This is a genomic window from Archangium sp. (genome assembly GCF_036277355.1).
GTDB lineage: Bacteria > Myxococcota > Myxococcia > Myxococcales > Myxococcaceae > Archangium.
The window spans coordinates 49,299-67,677 of record NZ_DASUNC010000099.1 but is presented as its reverse complement, the minus strand read 5'-3'; the positions used below and the strand labels follow the sequence as shown (position 1 = coordinate 67,677).

At 70.6% G+C, this 18,379-nt stretch carries 15 protein-coding genes; 5 read left to right on the top strand and 10 right to left on the bottom strand.

From position 1 onward, the window contains the following. Positions 1–1,269, bottom strand: a 1,269-nt coding sequence (purF, locus tag VFZ09_RS25550; protein ID WP_329730272.1) for an amidophosphoribosyltransferase, incomplete at its 3' end; no start/stop codon positions are given. Between the two features lie 146 nt (positions 1,270–1,415). Here purF and VFZ09_RS25545 point away from each other — a divergent pair. Then, positions 1,416–2,720 carry a hypothetical protein gene (locus tag VFZ09_RS25545; RefSeq protein WP_329730271.1) on the top strand — a complete coding sequence of 435 codons (1,305 nt, stop codon included), beginning with the start codon at positions 1,416–1,418 and terminating at the stop codon, positions 2,718–2,720. 9 nt (positions 2,721–2,729) lie between these two features. Here the strand turns inward: VFZ09_RS25545 and yhbY are convergent, their stop codons facing one another. From yhbY to VFZ09_RS25530, 3 genes are read right to left on the bottom strand one after another with little or no spacing between them, the layout of a single operon-like run. Beyond that, entirely contained in the window at positions 2,730–3,029 is a 300-nt protein-coding gene (gene yhbY / locus VFZ09_RS25540; RefSeq protein WP_329730270.1) for a ribosome assembly RNA-binding protein YhbY, read from the bottom strand. 54 nt (positions 3,030–3,083) lie between these two features. Next, positions 3,084–5,576, bottom strand: coding sequence for a J domain-containing protein (locus tag VFZ09_RS25535; protein ID WP_329730269.1), 2,493 nt, complete (start codon positions 5,574–5,576; stop codon positions 3,084–3,086). Between the two features lie 57 nt (positions 5,577–5,633). Beyond that, entirely contained in the window at positions 5,634–6,443 is an 810-nt protein-coding gene (locus VFZ09_RS25530; RefSeq protein WP_329730268.1) for a hypothetical protein, read from the bottom strand. Positions 6,444–6,530: 87 nt separating this feature from the next. Between VFZ09_RS25530 and VFZ09_RS25525 the strand changes: the two genes are divergently transcribed. Further along, positions 6,531–7,298, top strand: coding sequence for a TSUP family transporter (locus VFZ09_RS25525; protein ID WP_329730267.1), 768 nt, complete (start codon positions 6,531–6,533; stop codon positions 7,296–7,298). Between the two features lie 6 nt (positions 7,299–7,304). Here the strand turns inward: VFZ09_RS25525 and VFZ09_RS25520 are convergent, their stop codons facing one another. The 3 genes from VFZ09_RS25520 to VFZ09_RS25510 all read right to left on the bottom strand — a co-directional run bounded on the left by VFZ09_RS25520 (position 7,305) and on the right by VFZ09_RS25510 (position 10,267). Next, positions 7,305–7,820 (bottom strand): YfbM family protein, encoded by a 516-nt coding sequence (locus tag VFZ09_RS25520; protein ID WP_329730266.1) that lies wholly within the window; start codon positions 7,818–7,820, stop codon positions 7,305–7,307. A 201-nt stretch (positions 7,821–8,021) separates the two neighbouring features. Further along, positions 8,022–9,581: a DUF6178 family protein gene (locus tag VFZ09_RS25515; protein WP_329730265.1), complete on the bottom strand. Its 1,560-nt coding sequence runs from the start codon at positions 9,579–9,581 to the stop codon at positions 8,022–8,024. 83 nt (positions 9,582–9,664) lie between these two features. Further along, positions 9,665–10,267 (bottom strand): helix-turn-helix domain-containing protein, encoded by a 603-nt coding sequence (locus VFZ09_RS25510; protein ID WP_329730264.1) that lies wholly within the window; start codon positions 10,265–10,267, stop codon positions 9,665–9,667. Between the two features lie 280 nt (positions 10,268–10,547). Between VFZ09_RS25510 and VFZ09_RS25505 the strand changes: the two genes are divergently transcribed. Genes VFZ09_RS25505 through meaB form a run of 3 tightly spaced genes read left to right on the top strand, consistent with a single transcriptional unit; the run spans position 10,548 to position 15,624 of the window. Then, positions 10,548–12,455, top strand: coding sequence for a methylmalonyl-CoA mutase family protein (locus VFZ09_RS25505; RefSeq protein ID WP_329730263.1), 1,908 nt, complete (start codon positions 10,548–10,550; stop codon positions 12,453–12,455). Beyond that, positions 12,455–14,644, top strand: a complete 2,190-nt coding sequence (gene scpA / locus VFZ09_RS25500) for a methylmalonyl-CoA mutase (RefSeq protein WP_329730262.1) — start codon at positions 12,455–12,457, stop codon at positions 14,642–14,644. The genes VFZ09_RS25505 and scpA overlap by 1 nt, the downstream gene beginning before the upstream one ends. Next, a complete protein-coding gene (gene meaB / locus VFZ09_RS25495; protein ID WP_329730261.1) occupies positions 14,641–15,624 on the top strand; it encodes a methylmalonyl Co-A mutase-associated GTPase MeaB in 984 nt (327 codons plus the stop codon). Before scpA ends, meaB begins: the two co-directional genes overlap by 4 nt. A 40-nt stretch (positions 15,625–15,664) precedes the next feature. On the opposite strand, the gene VFZ09_RS25490 is transcribed toward meaB, so the two are convergent. From VFZ09_RS25490 to VFZ09_RS25480, 3 genes are read right to left on the bottom strand one after another with little or no spacing between them, the layout of a single operon-like run. Beyond that, a complete protein-coding gene (locus tag VFZ09_RS25490) occupies positions 15,665–16,174 on the bottom strand; it encodes a biotin/lipoyl-containing protein (RefSeq protein WP_329730260.1) in 510 nt (169 codons plus the stop codon). 21 nt (positions 16,175–16,195) lie between these two features. Continuing rightward, on the bottom strand, positions 16,196–17,710 hold the full coding sequence (gene accC / locus VFZ09_RS25485) for an acetyl-CoA carboxylase biotin carboxylase subunit (RefSeq protein WP_329730259.1): 1,515 nt from the start codon (positions 17,708–17,710) through the stop codon (positions 16,196–16,198). 39 nt (positions 17,711–17,749) lie between these two features. Beyond that, positions 17,750–18,373: a hypothetical protein gene (locus VFZ09_RS25480; protein ID WP_329730258.1), complete on the bottom strand. Its 624-nt coding sequence runs from the start codon at positions 18,371–18,373 to the stop codon at positions 17,750–17,752. Positions 18,374–18,379: the final 6 nt, after the last annotated feature.

The following is an 18,379-nucleotide window of genomic DNA, read 5'->3' as shown; positions in this document are numbered from 1 at the left end:
GCCCAGGCCCTCCATGGAGATGTAGCCCAGCGTGTCCGCCGTCACGTAGCGGGCGATCTCCTCCACGCTGTGGCTGGAGGCGATCAGCTCCTGCCGGCTCGGCGTGTCGATGCCGTAGTAGCAGGGCCACTGCGTGGGCGGCGAGGAGATGCGCAGGTGCACCTCCAGCGCGCCGGCCGCCTTGAGCATCTTCACGATCTTCCGGCTGGTGGTGCCACGCACGATGGAGTCGTCCACCACCACCACGCGCTTGCCCTTGAGCACCTGGCGCACCGCCGACAGCTTCAGCTTCACGCCGAAGTGGCGGATGGACTGCTGCGGCTCGATGAAGGTGCGGCCCACGTAGTGGCTGCGGATGAGGCCCACGTCGTACGGAATGCCGCTCGCCTGCGCGTAGCCGATCGCCGCCGGCACGCCCGAGTCCGGCACCGCGATGACCAGGTCCGCTCCGGGCGCCGGCTGCTCCCTGGCCAGCTGCCGCCCCATCTCCTTGCGCGTCTCGTACACGCTCGTGCCGAACAGCACCGAGTCCGGCTTGGCGAAGTACACGTGCTCGAAGATGCACCGGCCCAGCCGCGTGGGCGGGAAGGGCTGGCTGGCGTGCAGGCCCGTCTCGTCGATGACCACCATCTCTCCGGCCTCGAGCTCCCGCAGGAACTCCGCCTCGATGAGATCCAACGCCGTCGTCTCGCTGGCCAGCACCCAGCTGTTCTTCAGCATGCCGAGCACCAGCGGCCGGAAGCCGTTCGGGTCCCTCACCGCCACCAGCTTCTTGTCGGTGAGGAAGAGGATGCTGTAGGCGCCCTTCACCTTGGAGAGGGCCTCGACGACCTTCTGCTCGAAGGTGGGCTGCTTGGAGCGGGCGATGAGGTGGATGACCACCTCGGTGTCCGAGTCCGACTGGAAGATGGCGCCGTCGGCCTCGAGCTGGTGGCGCAGCTCCTGCGCGTTGACGAGGTTGCCGTTGTGGGCCACCGCCAGCTGCCCGCCCACGTACTCCACCGTGAGGGGCTGGGCGTTCTTGAGCTGGCTGACGCCCGCCGTGGAGTAGCGCACGTGGCCGATGGCCGCGCTGCCCGGCAGCTTCTCCAGCACCGGCGCGGTGAAGATGTCCGCCACGAGCCCCATCTCGCGATGGGCCCGGAGGCCATGGCCGTCCGTGGCGACGATGCCCGCGGACTCCTGCCCACGATGCTGCAGGGCATGCAGGCCGAGGTACGTCAGGTTGGACGCCTCTGGGTTACCAACGATTCCGAAGATCCCACACATGCCGCGAGCCTTACCCCCTTCGGGTGCCGAACGGAACTGGAGAACGGCGGCCTCGTCCGGGGGATTCCGGGAGGGGGGTGGGGAAAGGGCAGGCAGGCGGAGATTCACCTGGAATTCACCATCTGGAGGTAGGCTTCCCTCCCTGGATGTCCTCGCGCTTCCGGCGCTGGCTGCGCCACCTGCTTCCCCTGTTGATTCTCACCGTGGGCTCGGCGTACGCCCTCGCGTCCTGGAACTGGTGCGGGCGGTGGAACGAGCGCGCACCCCTGGTACTCGAGCAGGCGAGGGCCGAGGGTCCCCTGAAGGCCGGGGCGGCGAAGGTGCCGCTGGCTCCGCCCTATCCCGTGGTGGTGGCCGGTTATGGGCCTCCCCGCCCCGAGGCCAGCCAGGCGGACACCCCACCCCAGGCGCGGGCCGTGGTGCTGGCCGCCGGGGACGTGAAGGTGGGGCTGGTGTCGCTGGAGCTGCTGCTGGTGCCCGACGAGCTGGTGGCGGCGGTGCGCGAGCGGGCCGCGGGCCTGGGGCTCCCGCACGTGGTGGTGGTGGCCACGCACGCGCACTCGTCCTTCGGAGGCTATGACTCGCGGCTGGTGTCCCAATTGGTGGGCACCGGGCGCTTCCGGAAGGCGGCACTGGAGGCGGCGGTGGCCGGGGCCACCGAGGCGCTGCGTCAGTCGGTGGCGCGGCTCGCGGACGTCACGTTGGAGGTGGGCGAGGCGAAGGAGCCGGGCCTGGTGCGCTCGCGCTCGGGAGGCGATGCCCCGGATGGAGCGCTCACCCACGCGGTGCTGAGAAGCGCGGCGGGGCCGGTGGCGGAGCTGCTGGTGTTCGCCGCGCACCCCACGGTGGTGCCGAGGAAGCGGGACTTCGTGGACCCGGACTGGCCGGGGCGGCTGAGCCAGCTGCGCGAGGAGCGGGGTGGGGTGGCGCTGGTGCTGCAGGGGGCCGCGGGCAACGCGTCGGTGGCCTTCGACGAGGGCGAGGGCGTGGAGAAGGCGCTGGGGTACGCGCGGGCCGTGGCGGGACTGGCCGAGCGCACGGCGCCGGTGGCGGCCGGGAGCCCGAGGCTGGCCTTCGCGCGGGTGGAGGTGGCGCTGCCGAGGCCGGACGCCTCGCGGCTGGTGCCGTCATACTCGCGCGCGGCGGGGGACAACTTCCTGTGCGCCTCGTCCTCGCGGACGGCGGAGGTGGGGGCGCTGACGCTCGGGCCGCTGGAGCTGCTGATGCTGCCGGGCGAGCCCACGGTGGGCGCGGGTGCGGCGCTGGTGCGGCGCACGGGGGCCACGGGCGTGCTGGGGCTGGCGGACGGTTACGTGGGCTACGTGGAGACGCCGGAGCGGGTGGAGGCGCGCGAGGGCGAGTCGCGCCGCCAGTACTTCGGCCCCGCCCTGCTGGAACGCCTGGGCACGGGGGCGGATGAGGCCGCCCGGGCCGCGGGCTTCACTCGCTGAGCGGACCGCTCAGATCTTCTCGAGCTTCTCGAACTGCGAGTCCTCGTCCCGCTTCTTGAAGAGCAGGGCGGTGCGGCCCAGGAGCTGGGCCAGCTCGGAGCCCGTGCCCTCGGCGAGCTTCTTGGCGGCCTCGTGGCGGTCCTCCGGGCCCTCGTTGATCTTCACCTTGATGAGCTCGTGGTCGTGCAGCGCCTGCTCGACGGCGGCGATGACGCCCTCGGTGACGCCCGACTGGCCCACGATGACCACCGGCTCCAGGTGGTGTCCCAGCCCGCGGAGGTGGCGGCGCTGTTTTCCGGTCAACGGCAAGATGCTTCTCCTCGTGTAGGGGAGCGCTCGGCGGCGCTCCCGGGGTGGCGCACCCTACTTCTTTTGGGACGCCATGCGGATCTCCCGCTGCGCGTCGATGTGATTGGGCTGCACCTCCACCGTCTTCTGGAAGTGCTTGAGCGCGCCGTGGTTGTCACCACATAGCTTGGCGATGACTCCCAGGAAATAGTGCCCCGAGGCCACCTTGTCGTTTTGCTTCAGACACTGCTGGATGTCCTTGTAGGCCTCGGCGTAGCCCGCCTTCTTGTCCTCGAAGGTGAAGAAGCGGGCGTAGCCGCGCCAGGCGAAGAACTCGGGCTCCTCGGGGTTGAGCTGGATGGCCTCGTCGAGCAGTTTGGCGGCGTCGGCGAACTTGCGGGCCTTGATGTAGATGCCGGCCTTGCGGAAGAACTCCTCGCTCTTGAGGATGGCCTCCACGTCCACCTGGGCCGGCGTGCTGCCGCCGGTCTTGAGATCCTCGAGGTACGCGGCGCGGCTCTTGTCGTCCGAGAGCGCGCGGTAGGCGTCGCCGATGTAGGCGAAGATGTCGGCCTTGAGCTTCTCCAGCTCGGGAGGCGCACCGGGAGGCAGCGTGTCCGGGTGGTACTGCTTGGCCAGCTTGAAGTAGGCGATCTTCACCGCCGGGCCGTTGGTGTCCACGCCCAGGCCCAGGCGCTCGAAGTGGTTCTGCTCCTTCATCTTCGCGGCGAGCTCGCGGAGCGTGGGAATCTCGGCCGCGCCCGGTGCGGAGCCAGGGGCCGCGGCGGGAGCGGAGGCAGGAGCCGGGGCGGCCGGTTTCGCCGCGGGCGGAGCGGCGGCGGCGGGCGCGGCCGGTTTCGCGGCGGGAGGAGGCGGGGCGGGCTTGGCCACCGGGGCCTGAGGTGCCGCCGGACGGGGCGCGGTGGCCTGGGGGGTGGCGCCGGCCTGGGCGACCCCTGGCGCCGTGGCCGCGCGGGCGGCCTGGGGTGCGGCGGCGGGAGGCGCGGCCGGCTTGGCGGCGGGAGCCACGGGAGGCACCGTCTTGGCGGCCGGAGCCACGGGAGGCGCCGTCTTGGCGGCCGGAGCCACGGGAGGCGCCGTCTTGGCGGCCGGAGCCACGGGAGGCGCGGTCTTGGCGGCGGGCTGCGGGGCGGCCGGGGCGTTCGCCTGCGTGGGAGGGGGAGCCGCCACGCGCGGGGCCACGGCCGCGAAGGACACCCCATCGAGCTCCTTGAGGAGGAACACGAGGCGCAGCAGGTGCTCGGCGTCCTGGGGAATGTCGTTGAGGAGCTGGCCGGTGGAGCGCACCCCGTCGATGAGGGCGAGCACGCGCACCTCGTGAGGGGTGAGGCGCAGGTCACCGGTGGCCACGCGGCCGTTGGCCTTCATCACCGGCAGGGGGAGCACGGGCTGGAGCCGGCGGCGGAGGTCCGCGCTGGGCATGCGGCGCACGAGATCGCTCAGCACGGCCCACTTGTTGCCCAGGGGCATGGCCTTGGCGGCGGGCAGCTCCCTGGGCTCGAAGGTGAAGGAGCCGGACTCGGCGCGCAGGCCCTTGAGGAGGATGGCCTGGGCGCGGTGGGCGAGCTGGGTGAAGGCGGAGGCGGGCTGGAGGAGCCCCAGGCCGAAGAGGGCCGCGAGCAGCTCTCCGCCGAAGCGGCCGCGGGCGGCCTCGGCCTGCTGGAGCTGCTCGGCGGTGGCGAGCTTCGCCTGGAGGAGCCAGGTGCCCAGCGTGTCCTCGGGGTGGGAGGAGTCGATGAACTCGGGGTTGCCCTTGCGGAAGTGGATGCTGACGGCGCAGTCGGCGAGGGTGAGCGTGAGCAGGCCCGTGTGGTTGCCGGCGGCGATGAGGCCGTAGAGGCGCACGGGCGAGTGCGTCTCGATCGTCCCACTGGCGGGAGGTGGCTCCTCCGGGGTGGAGACCGAGGGGACGGAGACCGAGGGCCGCGCGACGGCCGGTGCGGGAGCGGCGGCCGCCGCGGGAGGCACGCCCGGAGCCTGGGCCGCGGGCTGTGCGGGTGCACCGGGCGCCACGGGGGCAGGCGGGCGGGCGGCGGGGGTTGCCACGGGCACACCGGCACCGGGGACGGGAGGCCGGGTCATGGCGGGGCCGGCGCCAGGCACACCGGGAGCGGGCGGCCGGGCGACGGCACCGGGGCCCGCGGGGGGCACGGAGACGGGAGGCCGGGTGATGCCGGGGCCCGCGATGGGCACACCGGCACCGGCGACGGGAGGACGGGTGACCGCGGGGCCCGCGACAGGCACACCGGCACCGGCGACGGGCGGCCTCGTGACGGCACGAGGCGGCGCGGCGGGCGCACCGGGCGGGGCCGCGGGCACACTTGGACCGGGGGGAACGACGTCGCCCCACGTCTCGCGGGGGAACGAGTCGCGCAGGTGCGGGAAGCGCCCGGGGAAGGCGAAGTTGATGCCGTCCTCGGACACCTGGAGCTTGCCCTGGATGATGCCGTTATCGATCAGCAACTCGATGGTTGGCAGGGCGAGCGGACCCCAGATGGTCCCCTGTTCGTTCCGCACGAAGTATTGCCGGACTTCTCCCTCCGCCATCTCGGATGTCGCTCCTTGTGTGCCTGGGGGCACCCTAACCCGGACCCAACGCCTCCGCTACGGAGCCTCCAACGAGGCCAGCCCGATGAGGCTCAGGCAGGCCGGGTCCGCGTCCTGAGCGCTCGGTGGGTCGAAGCAATACACCTCTGTATCGAACACCTTGCACAGGCCCTTGGGGGTGGCCGCGCAGGACACCTTGGAATAGGCCTTGGTGCAGCCGTAGCCGCACACCGGTTGGCCGTCGCTCAACTGGCACTGCAGGGCCGGCAGGTTCTTGCCATAGGCGCAGAGCACCTCGGCGGGCGGGTCGAAGCAGGTGAGCTGGAGACCATCGCTCTTGCAGGCGCCCGCGGGCGTCCTGTTGCACGCCACCTTCCCGGCGCCCAGGGTGCACTTGTAGCCGCACGCGCTCTCCACGCCGTTGCTGCGGCACTCGGCGCGAGGCGTGTCCTTGCCATGAACGGCGTACACCTCGGGGGGCGGATCGAAACAGACGATCTCGTCATTGCGTCCGACACAAATACCCGCGGGAGTGCGCGCGCACTTCACCTTGCCGGGTTGCGTGGCGCAGTTGTAGCCGCAGGCCACCTGTCCGTCGATGACCTTGCAATCGGGCTCGGGCAGGGCGCTGCCGTAGATGCGGACGATGTGGGGCGGAGGGTCGAAGCAGATGGCCTGACCATCCAGGACCTGGCAGGTGCCCTGGGGCGTCTGCGCGCACTGCACGCGCCGCCCGTCCGACTTGCACTGGTAGCCACACGCCACGTGCCCGTCGATGGAGCGGCAGGTGGGCCCCTTGGGGTCCACGGGCGCGGGCGGGGCGGACAGCAGCACGAGGGTCATCACGGAGACGAGGGAGGCGAGCACGGAAGGACCTCGGCGGGGGGGCTTGGCCCCGAATTGACGCCCAGAGTCGTCGCGCACGCAAGCTTTGGACGTGGTAGGTGGCCGCTCGTGGAAGTCAGCGCGCTCGAAATCGTCCTGTTGTGTATCGCGGCCCTCACGGCGGGTGTGGTGGATGCCATCGCCGGGGGAGGAGGGCTCGTGACGCTGCCCGCTCTGCTGACGACCGGCCTGCCGCCGCACGTGGTGCTGGGGACCAACAAGGGACAGTCGGTGTTCGGCGCGTTCGCGGCGCTGGTGCGCTTCTATCGGGCGGGGCTGCTGAACCGGCAGCTCGCGACGGTCACCTTTCCGCTGGGGCTGGTGGGCTCGTTCCTCGGCGCGGGGCTGGTGTTGCTGATGCGCCCCGAGGTCCTCAAGCCGGTGGTGCTCGCGCTGTTGGTGATCGTCGCGGCCTTCCTGGCCTTCCGCCGGGGGCCGCCGCCGGGCGAGCGGCCCGAGCCTCCCCGCAACCGCCTGCTGTCGCTGGGAGCGATCATCGCGCTGCTCATCGGCACCTATGACGGCTTCTTCGGGCCGGGGACGGGCACGTTCCTCATCATCGCCTTCTCGGGGCTGCTGGGGCACGGGCTGACGAAGGCCTCGGCGGACGCGAAGGTGGTGAACTTCGCCTCCAACCTCGCGGCGGTGAGCCTCTTCGCCTACCGCGGCCTGGTGCTCTGGTACGTGGCCCTGCCCATGGCCGCGGCGCAGTTCACCGGCGGGTGGATTGGCGCGCACCTGGCCGTGCGGGGCGGCGACAAGCTGGTGCGCAAGGTGGTGCTGCTGGTGGTGACGGCGCTCGTCCTCAAGCTGGGCCGCGACGTCTTCGCCGGGTGAGCCCGCTCAGCCGATGAACACCAGCAGCCCGTGGCCGCGCCTGGCCACGGCGGCCGTGAACTTCTTCAGCTCCTCGAAGAAGGAGAAGAGCTCCTCTTCGGGGTCGAGGTCGGGCGGCGGCTCCTCCCAGAAGCCCGGATAGATGTCCTCTTCCTGCAGGCGCGCGGGATCATAGCGCTTGCGCAGCGTGTCCTCGGAGAGCGCGCCGAGCGCCTTGGAGAGGGTCTTCACCTGGTCCGGCGTGAAGACGCGAGCGGTGCCCTCGTCCGAGGGGATGTCTCCCACGTCCTGGCCTCCGCGCACCAGGAAGTCCAGTGGCGCCTTGCCCTCCCAGGCCGTGCCCGTCATCAGGTACTGCAGGCCGTGCCAGGTCTCACCGATGTCGAGGTCCAGGAAGCGCGAGCCCTCCGCGTCCTCGAAGTCCTCCTCGTCGTCGATGAACTCCTCGAGCTTGTCGGGGTGCTCGAGCAGCTTCTGGCGCTGGGTGTCCGTCAGGCTGCGAAGGGTACAGAGCATCTCCATCCGTTTCTCCTGCCCGGGTCACGGGGGCGGCGACCTTACCAGTGGTTCGCAACCCCTCGAAAGTATCGAGCCCGCGCCCGGGGGTCCGCCGAAGCACCGCGCGCGTGATGCTCATGGACCCCATCCTCTGGAGCAACGGCTGGCCCTCGATGCCCGAGGCGCCGTCCATCACGTCGCGGCCCATGCCGTAGGCGCGGTGCTTCACCGGGAGGGCGGCGCGAGCAGCTCTCCCACCCGCCGCCGCGCCTCCTCCACCTGCTCCCGCGTGGCGAGGAAGGCCCCGTTGAACGCGGGGCACTCGTCCACGAGCTCCCGCATCGCGGCGAACGCCGCCTTCGAGAGGAAGGGAGCGAGGTGCACCCATCGTTTGCGAGAGGCCCAGGGCTTGCCGGCCGCGATGTCCCGAGCGAGCTCGGCACGGGCCCTCGCGGCCTCTCCGCGCCCCGCGGGCACCTGGCGGGCGAGCGCGGCGTCGAAGGCGCAGGCGCTCCGCATCACCACGTCCTCGTGGAGCAACCACCACCCCTGGCCGAACGCGGGAACGAGCCCCTCCCGGAGCAGGACGCCGCCGATGCGAGAAGCATCCGCTCCGGCTTCCGGGTGCGCTTCCAGCCCGAGGTTGCACGTGGCGATGGCCACCTGCGCCGCCTCCAGTGCGCGCAAGGGGCGGCCCGCATGGACGCAGCCGGAGAGCAGCACGTTCGACAGGTAGCCCAGGTCCTGCATGCACCGCGCGAGGGCCTCGGGCGATTCACCCTGGAGCCAGGCCAGCGCCTCCCGGAGGACCCTGGCCGAGGCGTACGGGTGGGTGCCGCCGCCCTCGCCGAGCAGGGCCACCGGGGGCCGCGGGGTCAGCACCTCCGCCTCCTGGAGGAGGTGGAGCAGGGGCATGGTGGATGCCGCGGCCTGGGCGGGCCGTACGCCATCCACCTGGGCGGGCGGAGTCCGTGTGGCCTCGCGCTGAGCCCGGGCGTAGCCGCGGGTGATGGGGTCGTCTCCCACGCGCCCGGACCTGGCGAGTCCCAGGAAGGCCGCCGCATCCGTGGGGGCGACGAAGCCCTCGCGCTCGCGCCGCTCCTCCCGCGCCTGGGACACGTCCGCTTCGAGCTGCTCGGCCGTGGTGAGGACCGCGTACAGCCCACCGTTGTCCTCGATGAACTCGGAGGCCTGATGGCAGCAGCGCTCGAGCAGACGCACGAGGAGCTCATGGTGTGCCTCGTCGAGCGCCACGAGCACCGAGAGCACCGCGTCCCACGACTCGGGCCGGCGGGCGATGAGCAGGAACCGGTCCAGCTCATGGCTGAGGCTGCTCTCCAGCGCCTTGTCCACGAGGGACTCGTCCTCCTGGGCTTCGTTCGAGCGCATGCGTTCGAGCGTCAGCGCATCCAGGTCCAGCACCAGGAGCTGCCCGGACAGCGCGAAGGTGACGAAGTCCTCGTCCATCTCCGCGAGCCGGGCCGCCGCGCGATCCGCCCCCATCTCGAGCATCACCTCCAGCCAGAGGCCGAAGCGCTCCGTGTCGAAGCGCTCCTCCTGGCCGGGGCGGGTGCTGTGCCACAGGTCCTCGTCGAAGATGCGGGCCAGTTGCTGCGTCGTGGCGAGAGCCACCAGCTCTCCCGCGTCCTCCAGCCCGACGTGGTGGATGAGGCGCGTCAGGGCGGGGACTGGCAGTTGCTGGAGGGCCGAGACCTGCTCCGGGCTCTCCAAGATGCGGTACATCAGCGATCGGGTGTCCACCCCCCTGCTCAGCGAGTTCGTCACGAGTGCCTCTCCTTCATGAGTGAACGGATGATTCATTTTTGATGGACGCGAGGACGCGCGGGTGGGCCCGGCTCCTCGCCTGCTCAGGACTCGAAGAGCGCCGCGAGTCCGGTCAGGTGGTATCGGGAGAGCGCCTCCACCGCCTCGCGGATGGCGTGCTCCTCCTCGAAGTGACGGAGGATGCGCCCCAGCGATGTGACGTAGTTCCGGTACAGCTCCTCGAGCGCGAAGCGCGTGGGTGGGGAGGGCCGGGCGTGGAAGTGGGAGGTGGCGGACTCGAGCAGGAACTGGACGAGCTTGTCCGCGAAGTGCTCATGCGGGGTGCCCTCGGAGCTGGAGAGCAGCACGACGACGCGCAGCCGGTTGCCCAGGCTGAAGGCGAGCGCCTCCTCGGAGATGAGGCGATAGGGGGCGCCGGGCTCCAGCTTCCGGAGGTCCTTCACGCCCCGGGCCGCCTCCACGCGCTGCCGCAGGAGCCGCTGGAAGGTGGTGACGAACGAGTCGGGGACGGCGGCCTCGTAGAGGGCGTTCTTGTTCTCGAAGTAACGGTAGATGTTGCCGGTGGACACCCGGGCGGCCGAGGCGATCTCCGCCATGCTGGCGCTCCGGAAGCCCTTGCGGGCGAACACCTCCAGCGCGGCCGCCAGGATGGCCTCGTGGACCTCGTCCTTGAGGTATTGCGCCATCGCCCACCTCCGCCATCAGTGAATGGGTCATTCACTATTATGGCCCGGCCCGGGTGGATGCAAGCGGCGGAGGGGCAGCCGGGCGGGCCAGCGGGAGTGCCGACAAATGTTGACCCAGCGCGTCGAGCGTGCCCGGCTCGTCGAAGAACGTAGAAAAATGGTGCGCATAAGAAGGATAGGACGGCTCACGAGGCCCCGTTGCCCCATGGGCGGATTGGACCTAAGAGGCAACCGGCCCCGCTCGTGAGCCAGGCCCCCGCCACCGATTCGAGGACGCTGCATGTCGCAAACCCCTCTGCACATCGCCCAGGATTTTCCGCCCACCTCGGTCGAGGAGTGGCGTCGCCTCGTGGACAAGGACCTGAAGGGAAAGCCCTTCACGTCGCTCCAGTCCGCGCTCGAAGGGGGCCTCTCGCTCCAGCCGCTGTACACGCGGGAGGACGCGGGCCCGGCCGCTCCGCCCGAGCCGCCGGGCGTCGCTCCCTTCGTTCGTGGGACGCAGGCTCTCGGCCTGACCGAGGGCGGCTGGCTCGTCTGCCAGGAGTACAGCGAGCCCGACGTGGCCACCGCCGCCGAGGCCATCCGCGTTGATCTCGACCGGGGCGTCCTGGGCGTGTGGCTTTGCCTCGGCGAGACCCAGGGCATCCGCGTGCGGAATGCCGCGGACCTGGAGCGCCTGCTCGCCTCCGTCGCGCTCTCCAGGACACCCGTCCACCTCGAGCCCGAGGAGAACCCACTGTCCGCGGCGGCGCTCCTGCTCGACGTGGCCGAGCGCACCCGGACCCCGCGCGAGAGCCTCCAGGGTTGCCTCGGGGTGGACCCGCTTGGTGTCCTGGCTCGCACGGGCGCGCTGCGGAACGGGCTCCAGGCGGTCTTCACCGAAGCGGCTTCGCTCGTCACGTCCACGCGCAAGGGCTCTCCGGGGCTGCGCGCGCTGCTCGTCTCGACGCGGGCCTACGCCGACGCGGGCGCCACGTCCGTGCACGAGCTGGCCTGGGCCATTGCCACCGGCGTGGAGTACCTGCGGGGGCTCGAGCGTGCCGGCGTCTCGCCCGAGGACGCGGCCCGCTCCCTCCAGTTCTCGTTCTCGGTGGGCAGCCAGTTCTTCCCGGAGATCGCCAAGCTGCGTGCGGCGCGGCTGCTGTGGGCCAAGGCCGTCGCGGCCTCGGGTGGCTCTCCGGAGGCACAGGCCATGGTGCTCCACGCGCGCACGGCGGCCGCCACCAAGTCTCGGCGGGACCCCTGGGTGAACATGCTGCGGTCCACCTCCGAGTCCTTCGCGGCCGTCGTCGGTGGAGCGGACAGCATCACCACGTCGCCCTTCGACGAGGCGATCGGGCTGCCCGACGAGTTCTCCCGCCGCGTCGCCCGCAACACGCAGCTCATCCTGCGCGATGAGTCGAGCCTGAACCGCGTCGCGGATCCCGCGGGCGGCAGCTACTACATCGAGCAGCTCACCCGCGACATGGCCCGCGCCGCCTGGACCGAGCTGCGGCGCATCGAGGCGCTCGGCGGCATGACGGCCGCGCTCGTGCAGGGTGACATTGCCCGGGTGCTCGCGGAGACGGTCGCGGCCCGCAACAAGGCCATCCGTACGCGCCGCCTGCCCATCGTGGGCGTGAGCGAGTTCCCGAACCTCGACGAGCAGTCCGTGAGCAGGACGCCCCGTGCGTCCGAGGCCGCGAGCCCCGCTTCGGCTGGGCCCGTCGAGCTGCGGATGACGCCGCTGCGTCCGGTGCGTCTGGCGGATGCCTTCGAGTCGCTGCGCGATGCCAGTGACCGCTACCTCGCGGCGCATGGGCATCGTCCCCGGGCGTTCATGGCCAATCTCGGCACGGTGGCGGAGCACACGGCCCGTGCGACGTGGATCGCCAATGCGCTGGCCGCGGGAGGCATCGAGCCGGTGCAGCACCATGGCTTCACCGATGTGGCGCAGGCCGCTTCGCTCATCGCGGCTGCCGGGGCCCGGTTGGTGGTGCTCTCCGGTCCGGATGCGATGTACCCGGAGTGGGTGCCCGCGCTGACCGCGGCCCTGAAGCAGCAGGGCGGACGAATCGTGGCCGTCGCGGGCCGCCCCGGTGAGCACGAGGCGGCGTTCCGGGCGGCGGGGGTCGACCTGTTCATCTTCGCGGGTGGCGACCTGTTCGAGACCTTGTCTTCGCTGCACAAGCAGCTCGGAGTGTCCTGATGCGCAGCAACGTGCCGAACTTCGCGGAGATCGACTTCGACGCCCCCGAGACGCTCTCGCCCGCGTCCACGCGCGACTCGCTGCGGCAGCGCGCTCACGAGAGCACCCAGCGCGCCGACCCCTGGCTCACCCCCGAGGGCATTCCCGTCAAGCCCGTGTTCTCCGCCGAGGATCTCCAGGGCGTCGAGCACCTCGGGACGATGCCGGGCCTGCCGCCCTTCGTCCGGGGCCCGTACTCGACGATGTACGTGCAGCAGCCGTGGACCGTCCGGCAGTACGCCGGCTTCTCCACGGCCGAGGCCTCCAACGCCTTCTACCGCCGCAACCTCGCGGCCGGTCAGAAGGGCCTCTCCATCGCCTTCGATCTCGCCACGCACCGGGGTTACGACAGTGACCACCCGCGCGTGACGGGTGACGTGGGCATGGCGGGCGTGGCCATCGACTCCATCAAGGACATGCGCATCCTGTTCGATCGCATCCCGCTCGATCAGATGAGCGTGTCGATGACGATGAACGGCGCGGTGCTGCCCATCCTCGCGCTCTACGTGGTCGCGGCCGAGGAGCAGGGCGTGCGTCCCGAGCAGCTCAGCGGAACCATCCAGAACGACATCCTCAAGGAGTTCATGGTCCGCAACACGTACATCTACCCGCCCGGGCCCTCGATGCGCATCATCGGGGACATCTTCCGCTTCACGGCGGAGAAGATGCCGCGCTTCAACAGCATCAGCATCAGCGGCTACCACATGCAGGAGGCCGGGGCGACGCAGGACCTGGAGCTCGCGTACACGCTCGCCGACGGAGTGGAGTACGTGCGCACGGGACTCGCGGCCGGGCTGGGCGTGGATGACTTCGCGCCGCGCCTGTCGTTCTTCTGGGCCATCGGCATGAACTTCTTCATGGAGGTGGCGAAGATGCGCGCGGCCCGGATGCTCTGGGCCAGGCTCATCAAGGGCTTCAACCCGAAGAGCACCAAGAGCATGGCGCTGCGTACGCATAGCCAGACCTCGGGCTGGAGCCTCACCGCACAGGACGTGTTCAACAACGTGGTCCGCACGTGCATCGAGGCCATGGCGGCCACCCAGGGCCACACGCAGAGCCTCCACACCAACTCGCTCGACGAGGCCATCGCGCTGCCCACGGACTTCAGCGCGCGCATCGCCCGCAACACGCAGCTCTATCTCCAGATGGAGAGCGGCACCACGCGGGTGATCGACCCGTGGGGCGGCAGCTACTACGTCGAGCGGCTCACCCATGAGCTCGCCCAGAAGGCGTGGGCGCACATCCAGGAGGTCGAGGCACTCGGAGGCATGACCAAGGCCATCGAGAAGGGTCTGCCCAAGCTGCGCATCGAGGAGGCCGCCGCGCGGACGCAGGCGCGCATCGACTCGGGCCGTCAGGCCATCATCGGCGTGAACAAGTACCCGCTCGAGCGCGAGGAGTCCCTGGAGATCCTCAAGGTGGACAACACCGCGGTGCGCGAGGCGCAGATCGCGCGGCTGCGCGATCTGCGCGCCGAGCGCAACCCGAGCGACGTGAAGCAGAAGCTCGAGGCGCTCACGCAGGCCGCCCAGCGCAACGAGGGCAACCTGCTCGCGCTGGCGATCGACGCGGCGCGCGCCAAGGCCACCGTGGGGGAGATCAGCGAGGCGCTGGAGAAGGTCTTCGGGCGCTACGAGGCCACCGTGCGAAGCATCTCAGGGGTGTATTCCAGCGAAGCGGGCAAGGACGCGCAGGGCATCACCCAGGCGCGCGAGAAGGCGGATGACTTCCTGGCGAAGCACGGACGGCGTCCGCGCATCCTCATCGCGAAGATGGGCCAGGACGGCCACGACCGCGGGCAGAAGGTCATCGCGACCGCGTTCGCGGATCTCGGCTTCGACGTGGACATCGGTCCGCTCTTCCAGACGCCCGAGGAGTCCGCCCGCCAGGCCGTCGAGAACGACGTGCACATGGTGGGTGCGAGCTCGCTCGCCGCGGGTCACCTGACGCTGGTTCCCCAGCTGAAGAAGGCGCTCCGGGAGCTGGGCCGCGAGGACATCATGGTGGTGGTGGGCGGCGTGATTCCCACCCAGGACTACGAGGCCCTGCGAGAGGCCGGTGCCGCGGCGATCTTCGGCCCGGGCACGGTCATCGCGAAGGCGGCCATCGAGCTGCTGGACAAGCTCGACGCCGCGCTGGGGGATGCTTGAAGCCTCTGCCGGTCGAGGCGTACGTCGAGGGCGTCCGCGCGAACGAGCGGGCCATGCTCGCCCGCGCCATCACGCTCATCGAGAGCGAGCACCCCAAGCACGAGGCCCTCGCGCAGGAGGTGCTCACGCGGCTGCTGCCCTACACGGGTGGGGCGCTGCGCGTGGGCATCAGCGGCGTGCCGGGAGTGGGGAAGAGCACGTTCATCGACGCGCTCGGGATGCACCTGGTGGGGCTGGGCAAGAGGGTGGCGGTGCTCGCGATTGACCCTTCGAGCACGGTCTCGGGCGGGAGCATCCTGGGCGACAAGACGCGGATGGCGCGGCTGTCGCGCGAGAGCCTCGCGTACATCCGGCCCAGTCCCTCCAGCGGAACCCTGGGAGGCGTGGCCCGGAAGACGCGCGAGACGCTGCTGCTGTGCGAGGCCGCGGGCTTCGATGTGGTGCTGGTGGAGACGGTGGGGGTCGGCCAGTCGGAGACGGTGGTGGCCGACATGGTGGACTTCTACCTGGTGCTCATGCTGGCGGGAGCCGGGGACGAGCTGCAGGGCATCAAGCGCGGCATCCTCGAGATCGCGGACATGATCGCGATCAACAAGGCGGACGGAGACAACGCGATCCGCGCGGAGCGGGCGCGGTCCGAGTATCGTGCGGCGCTGCACCTGATGCGCCCGGGAGCGGAGCCCGAGGTGACGACCTGCAGCGCGCTGGAGAACACGAACATCGAGCGCGTGTGGTCGTCGGTCGAGAAGCGCCTGGAGACCCAGCGGGCCTCGGGCGAGCTGGAGAAGCGCCGGAGGGTGCAGCAGGTCCAGTGGATGTGGTCGATGATCGAGGACGGACTGCGCGCCGCCCTGCATGCGCATCCGGGTGTGGCCGAGCTCGGGCCTACGTTGGAGCACGACGTACGGGAGGGCCGTGCGACTCCCACGCTGGCCGCACGGCGCATCCTGGGGACCTTTCTCTCGGGTCCCCGGAGCTGATCACTGCCCCCTCTCCCGGAGGGAGAGGGGAAATAGGGTCCTACTCGACCACCACGAGCTTCGCGTTGATCTCCACCGCGGTGCCTTCCTTGGCTGGCAGCTCCACCACCTTGCCGGCCTTGGGGCTCTTCAGCTCGTTCTCCATCTTCATGGCCTCGATGACGACCAGGCCCTGACCTTCCTTCACCTCGTCGCCCTGCTTCACGAGCACCTTCACCACCTTGCCGGGCATGGGGGCGGAGATGACCTGCTTGCCCTCCACCGAGAAGCCCCCCGTGGCCGCGCGCAGCCGCAGCCGCCGCTCGTCCGCCACGTCGATGCGCGTCACCTGCCCACGCACCGATACCTGCACCTCGTCGCCCTGCTCGTCGAACTCGACGCTGTAGGAGGTTCCATCCACCAGCATGGACACCGCGCCGTGGTCCAGCGTCAGCGCGTCCACCACGAACGTCTTGCCGTTGTGCGTGAGCTTGAAGCGATTCTCTCCGGCCGGCTCGATGTCCACCGGCACCGCTTCCTTCTGTCCCTGCAGCTTCGCGAAGTAACGCATTGGAATCGGTTCCCCGTGGAGTTAGCGCCCGCGGCGGCTCGCCAGCCGCCACGCCGAGATGCCGCCCTTGCCGCCCTCGGACGGCGCCTGGGTCAGCGTCTTCGCCTTCTTCTGATCTCTCTGGTACGCGTACACCACGCTCGCCAGCAGCGCGGCCTCCGTCAGCTGCGGATCCTCGCCCTTGCCCAGCAGCGTCTCGTGCTCGCGCGTCAGGAAGCTCGTGTCGTAGTCGCCCTCGACGAACTCCGGGTGCGAGACGATCGCCTTCAGGTAGCGCACGTTCGTGGTGATTCCCTTCACCACGTACTCGGTCAGCGCGCGCTTCGCCCGCTCGATGGCCTCGCGCCGCGTGGGAGCCCACACGGACAGCTTGGAGATCATCGGGTCATACGTGTTGGGCACCGTGTACCCGGGGAACACGCCCGAGTCGTCGCGCAGGTACGGGCCTCCCGGCACGCGCAGGTAGTTGATGCGGCCCGGGCTCGGCATGAAGTTGCGCGCCGGGTCCTCCGCGTACACGCGCACCTCGATGGAGTGCCCGTTGGGCTTCGGCGCCTCGGTGTACGGGAGCTTCTCGCCCTCGGCGACCTTGATCTGCCAGGCCACCAGGTCCAGTCCCGTCACCCACTCCGTCACCGGGTGCTCCACCTGGAGGCGGGTGTTCATCTCCAGGAAGTAGAAGTTGCGGTGCACGTCCACGAGGAACTCCACCGTGCCCGCGCCCACGTAGCCCACCGCCTTGGCGGCCTTCACCGCCACCTCGCCCATCTTCGCCCGCAGCTCCGGCGTCAGGATGGGGCTGGGCGTCTCCTCCACCACCTTCTGGTGGCGCCGCTGCGCCGAGCACTCGCGCTCGTTGAGGTGGATGGTGTTGCCGTACTGGTCGGCGAACACCTGGATCTCCACGTGGTGCGGCTTCTCGAGGTACTTCTCGATGTAGACGGCGTCGTTGCCGAAGGCGTTCATCGCCTCGCTCTTGGCGGCGCGCCACGAGGACTCGAAGTCCTCCATCCGCTCCACCTTGCGCATGCCCTTGCCGCCGCCACCACCGGCCGCCTTGAGCATCACCGGCACGCCGATCTTCTCGGCGTAGGCGCGGGCCTCCTCGACGGTGGGGATGGGCTCGGCGGTGCCGGGGACGACGGGCACGCCGGCCTTGATCATGTTCTGGCGGGCGCGCGTCTTCTCGCCCATGGCGTCCATGGCGCTGGCGGGCGGGCCGATGAAGATGATGCCGGCCTTCTCGCACGCGCGCACGAAGGACGCGTTCTCCGAGAGGAAGCCGTAGCCGGGGTGGATGGCGTCCGCGCCGGCCTTCTTGGCGGCCTCCAGAATCCGCTCCTGCACGAGGTAGCTCTCGCGCGAGGGCGGCGGGCCCACCAGGAAGGCCTGGTCGGCGGTACGGACGTGCAGGGCGGAGCGGTCCGCCTCGGAGTAGACCGCCACCGTGGCGATGCCGAGCTCCTTGCAGGTGCGCATCACCCGGACGGCGATCTCGCCCCGATTGGCGACGAGGATTTTGCGGATCTTGGCCATGGGCGCTCCCTTTAGCACAGGGGAGCGCATGCCCAGCCACTACTTGCGGTGGCTGAGGTACTGCTCCATCAGCCGGCGCGCCTCGGCCAGCTTGGCGTCGACGAAACGGTCATCCTCGTCCGGCTCGGGCGGAGGAGGCGGCTGCTCCTGGCGGCGCGGCTTGCCCGTGGGGGCCGGGGCGTGGGGGTCGTCGTTGCCGAAGTCCACCGCGGCGGCGAGCAGGTTGCGGGCCGTCGCTCCACCGTCGAGCAGGCGGCCGAGCAGGGGCGCCTCGACGCCCAGCCAGCGGGCGGTCTGACGCACCACGTCGATGTACTCGCCCTCGAGGGAGCGGGAGGGACGGCCGGGCTCGCTCAGGGAGGCGCGGCCATAGCTGCCGGCCTTGTCGGTGTAGAGGCCCACGGCCTGGTCGCGGAAGTCACGGGCCACGGAACGGACGAGGGAATCGAGGTGGTCCTCGGGGACGGCCTTGCCGCCCGAGGGGACCAGCTTCAGCTCGGCCACGCGCCAGCCGGCATCGGCGAGCGAGGTGGCGGACTCGACCCAGCGGACCTCCGGCGGAGGGACGTTGGCGGCCTCACAGGCCCGGGTGAGCGTCTGGCGCAGGGCGGCGAGGTTGCCTTCGATGTCGGCGAGGAAGAGAACGAGGCGGGGTTGAGACAAAAGGGG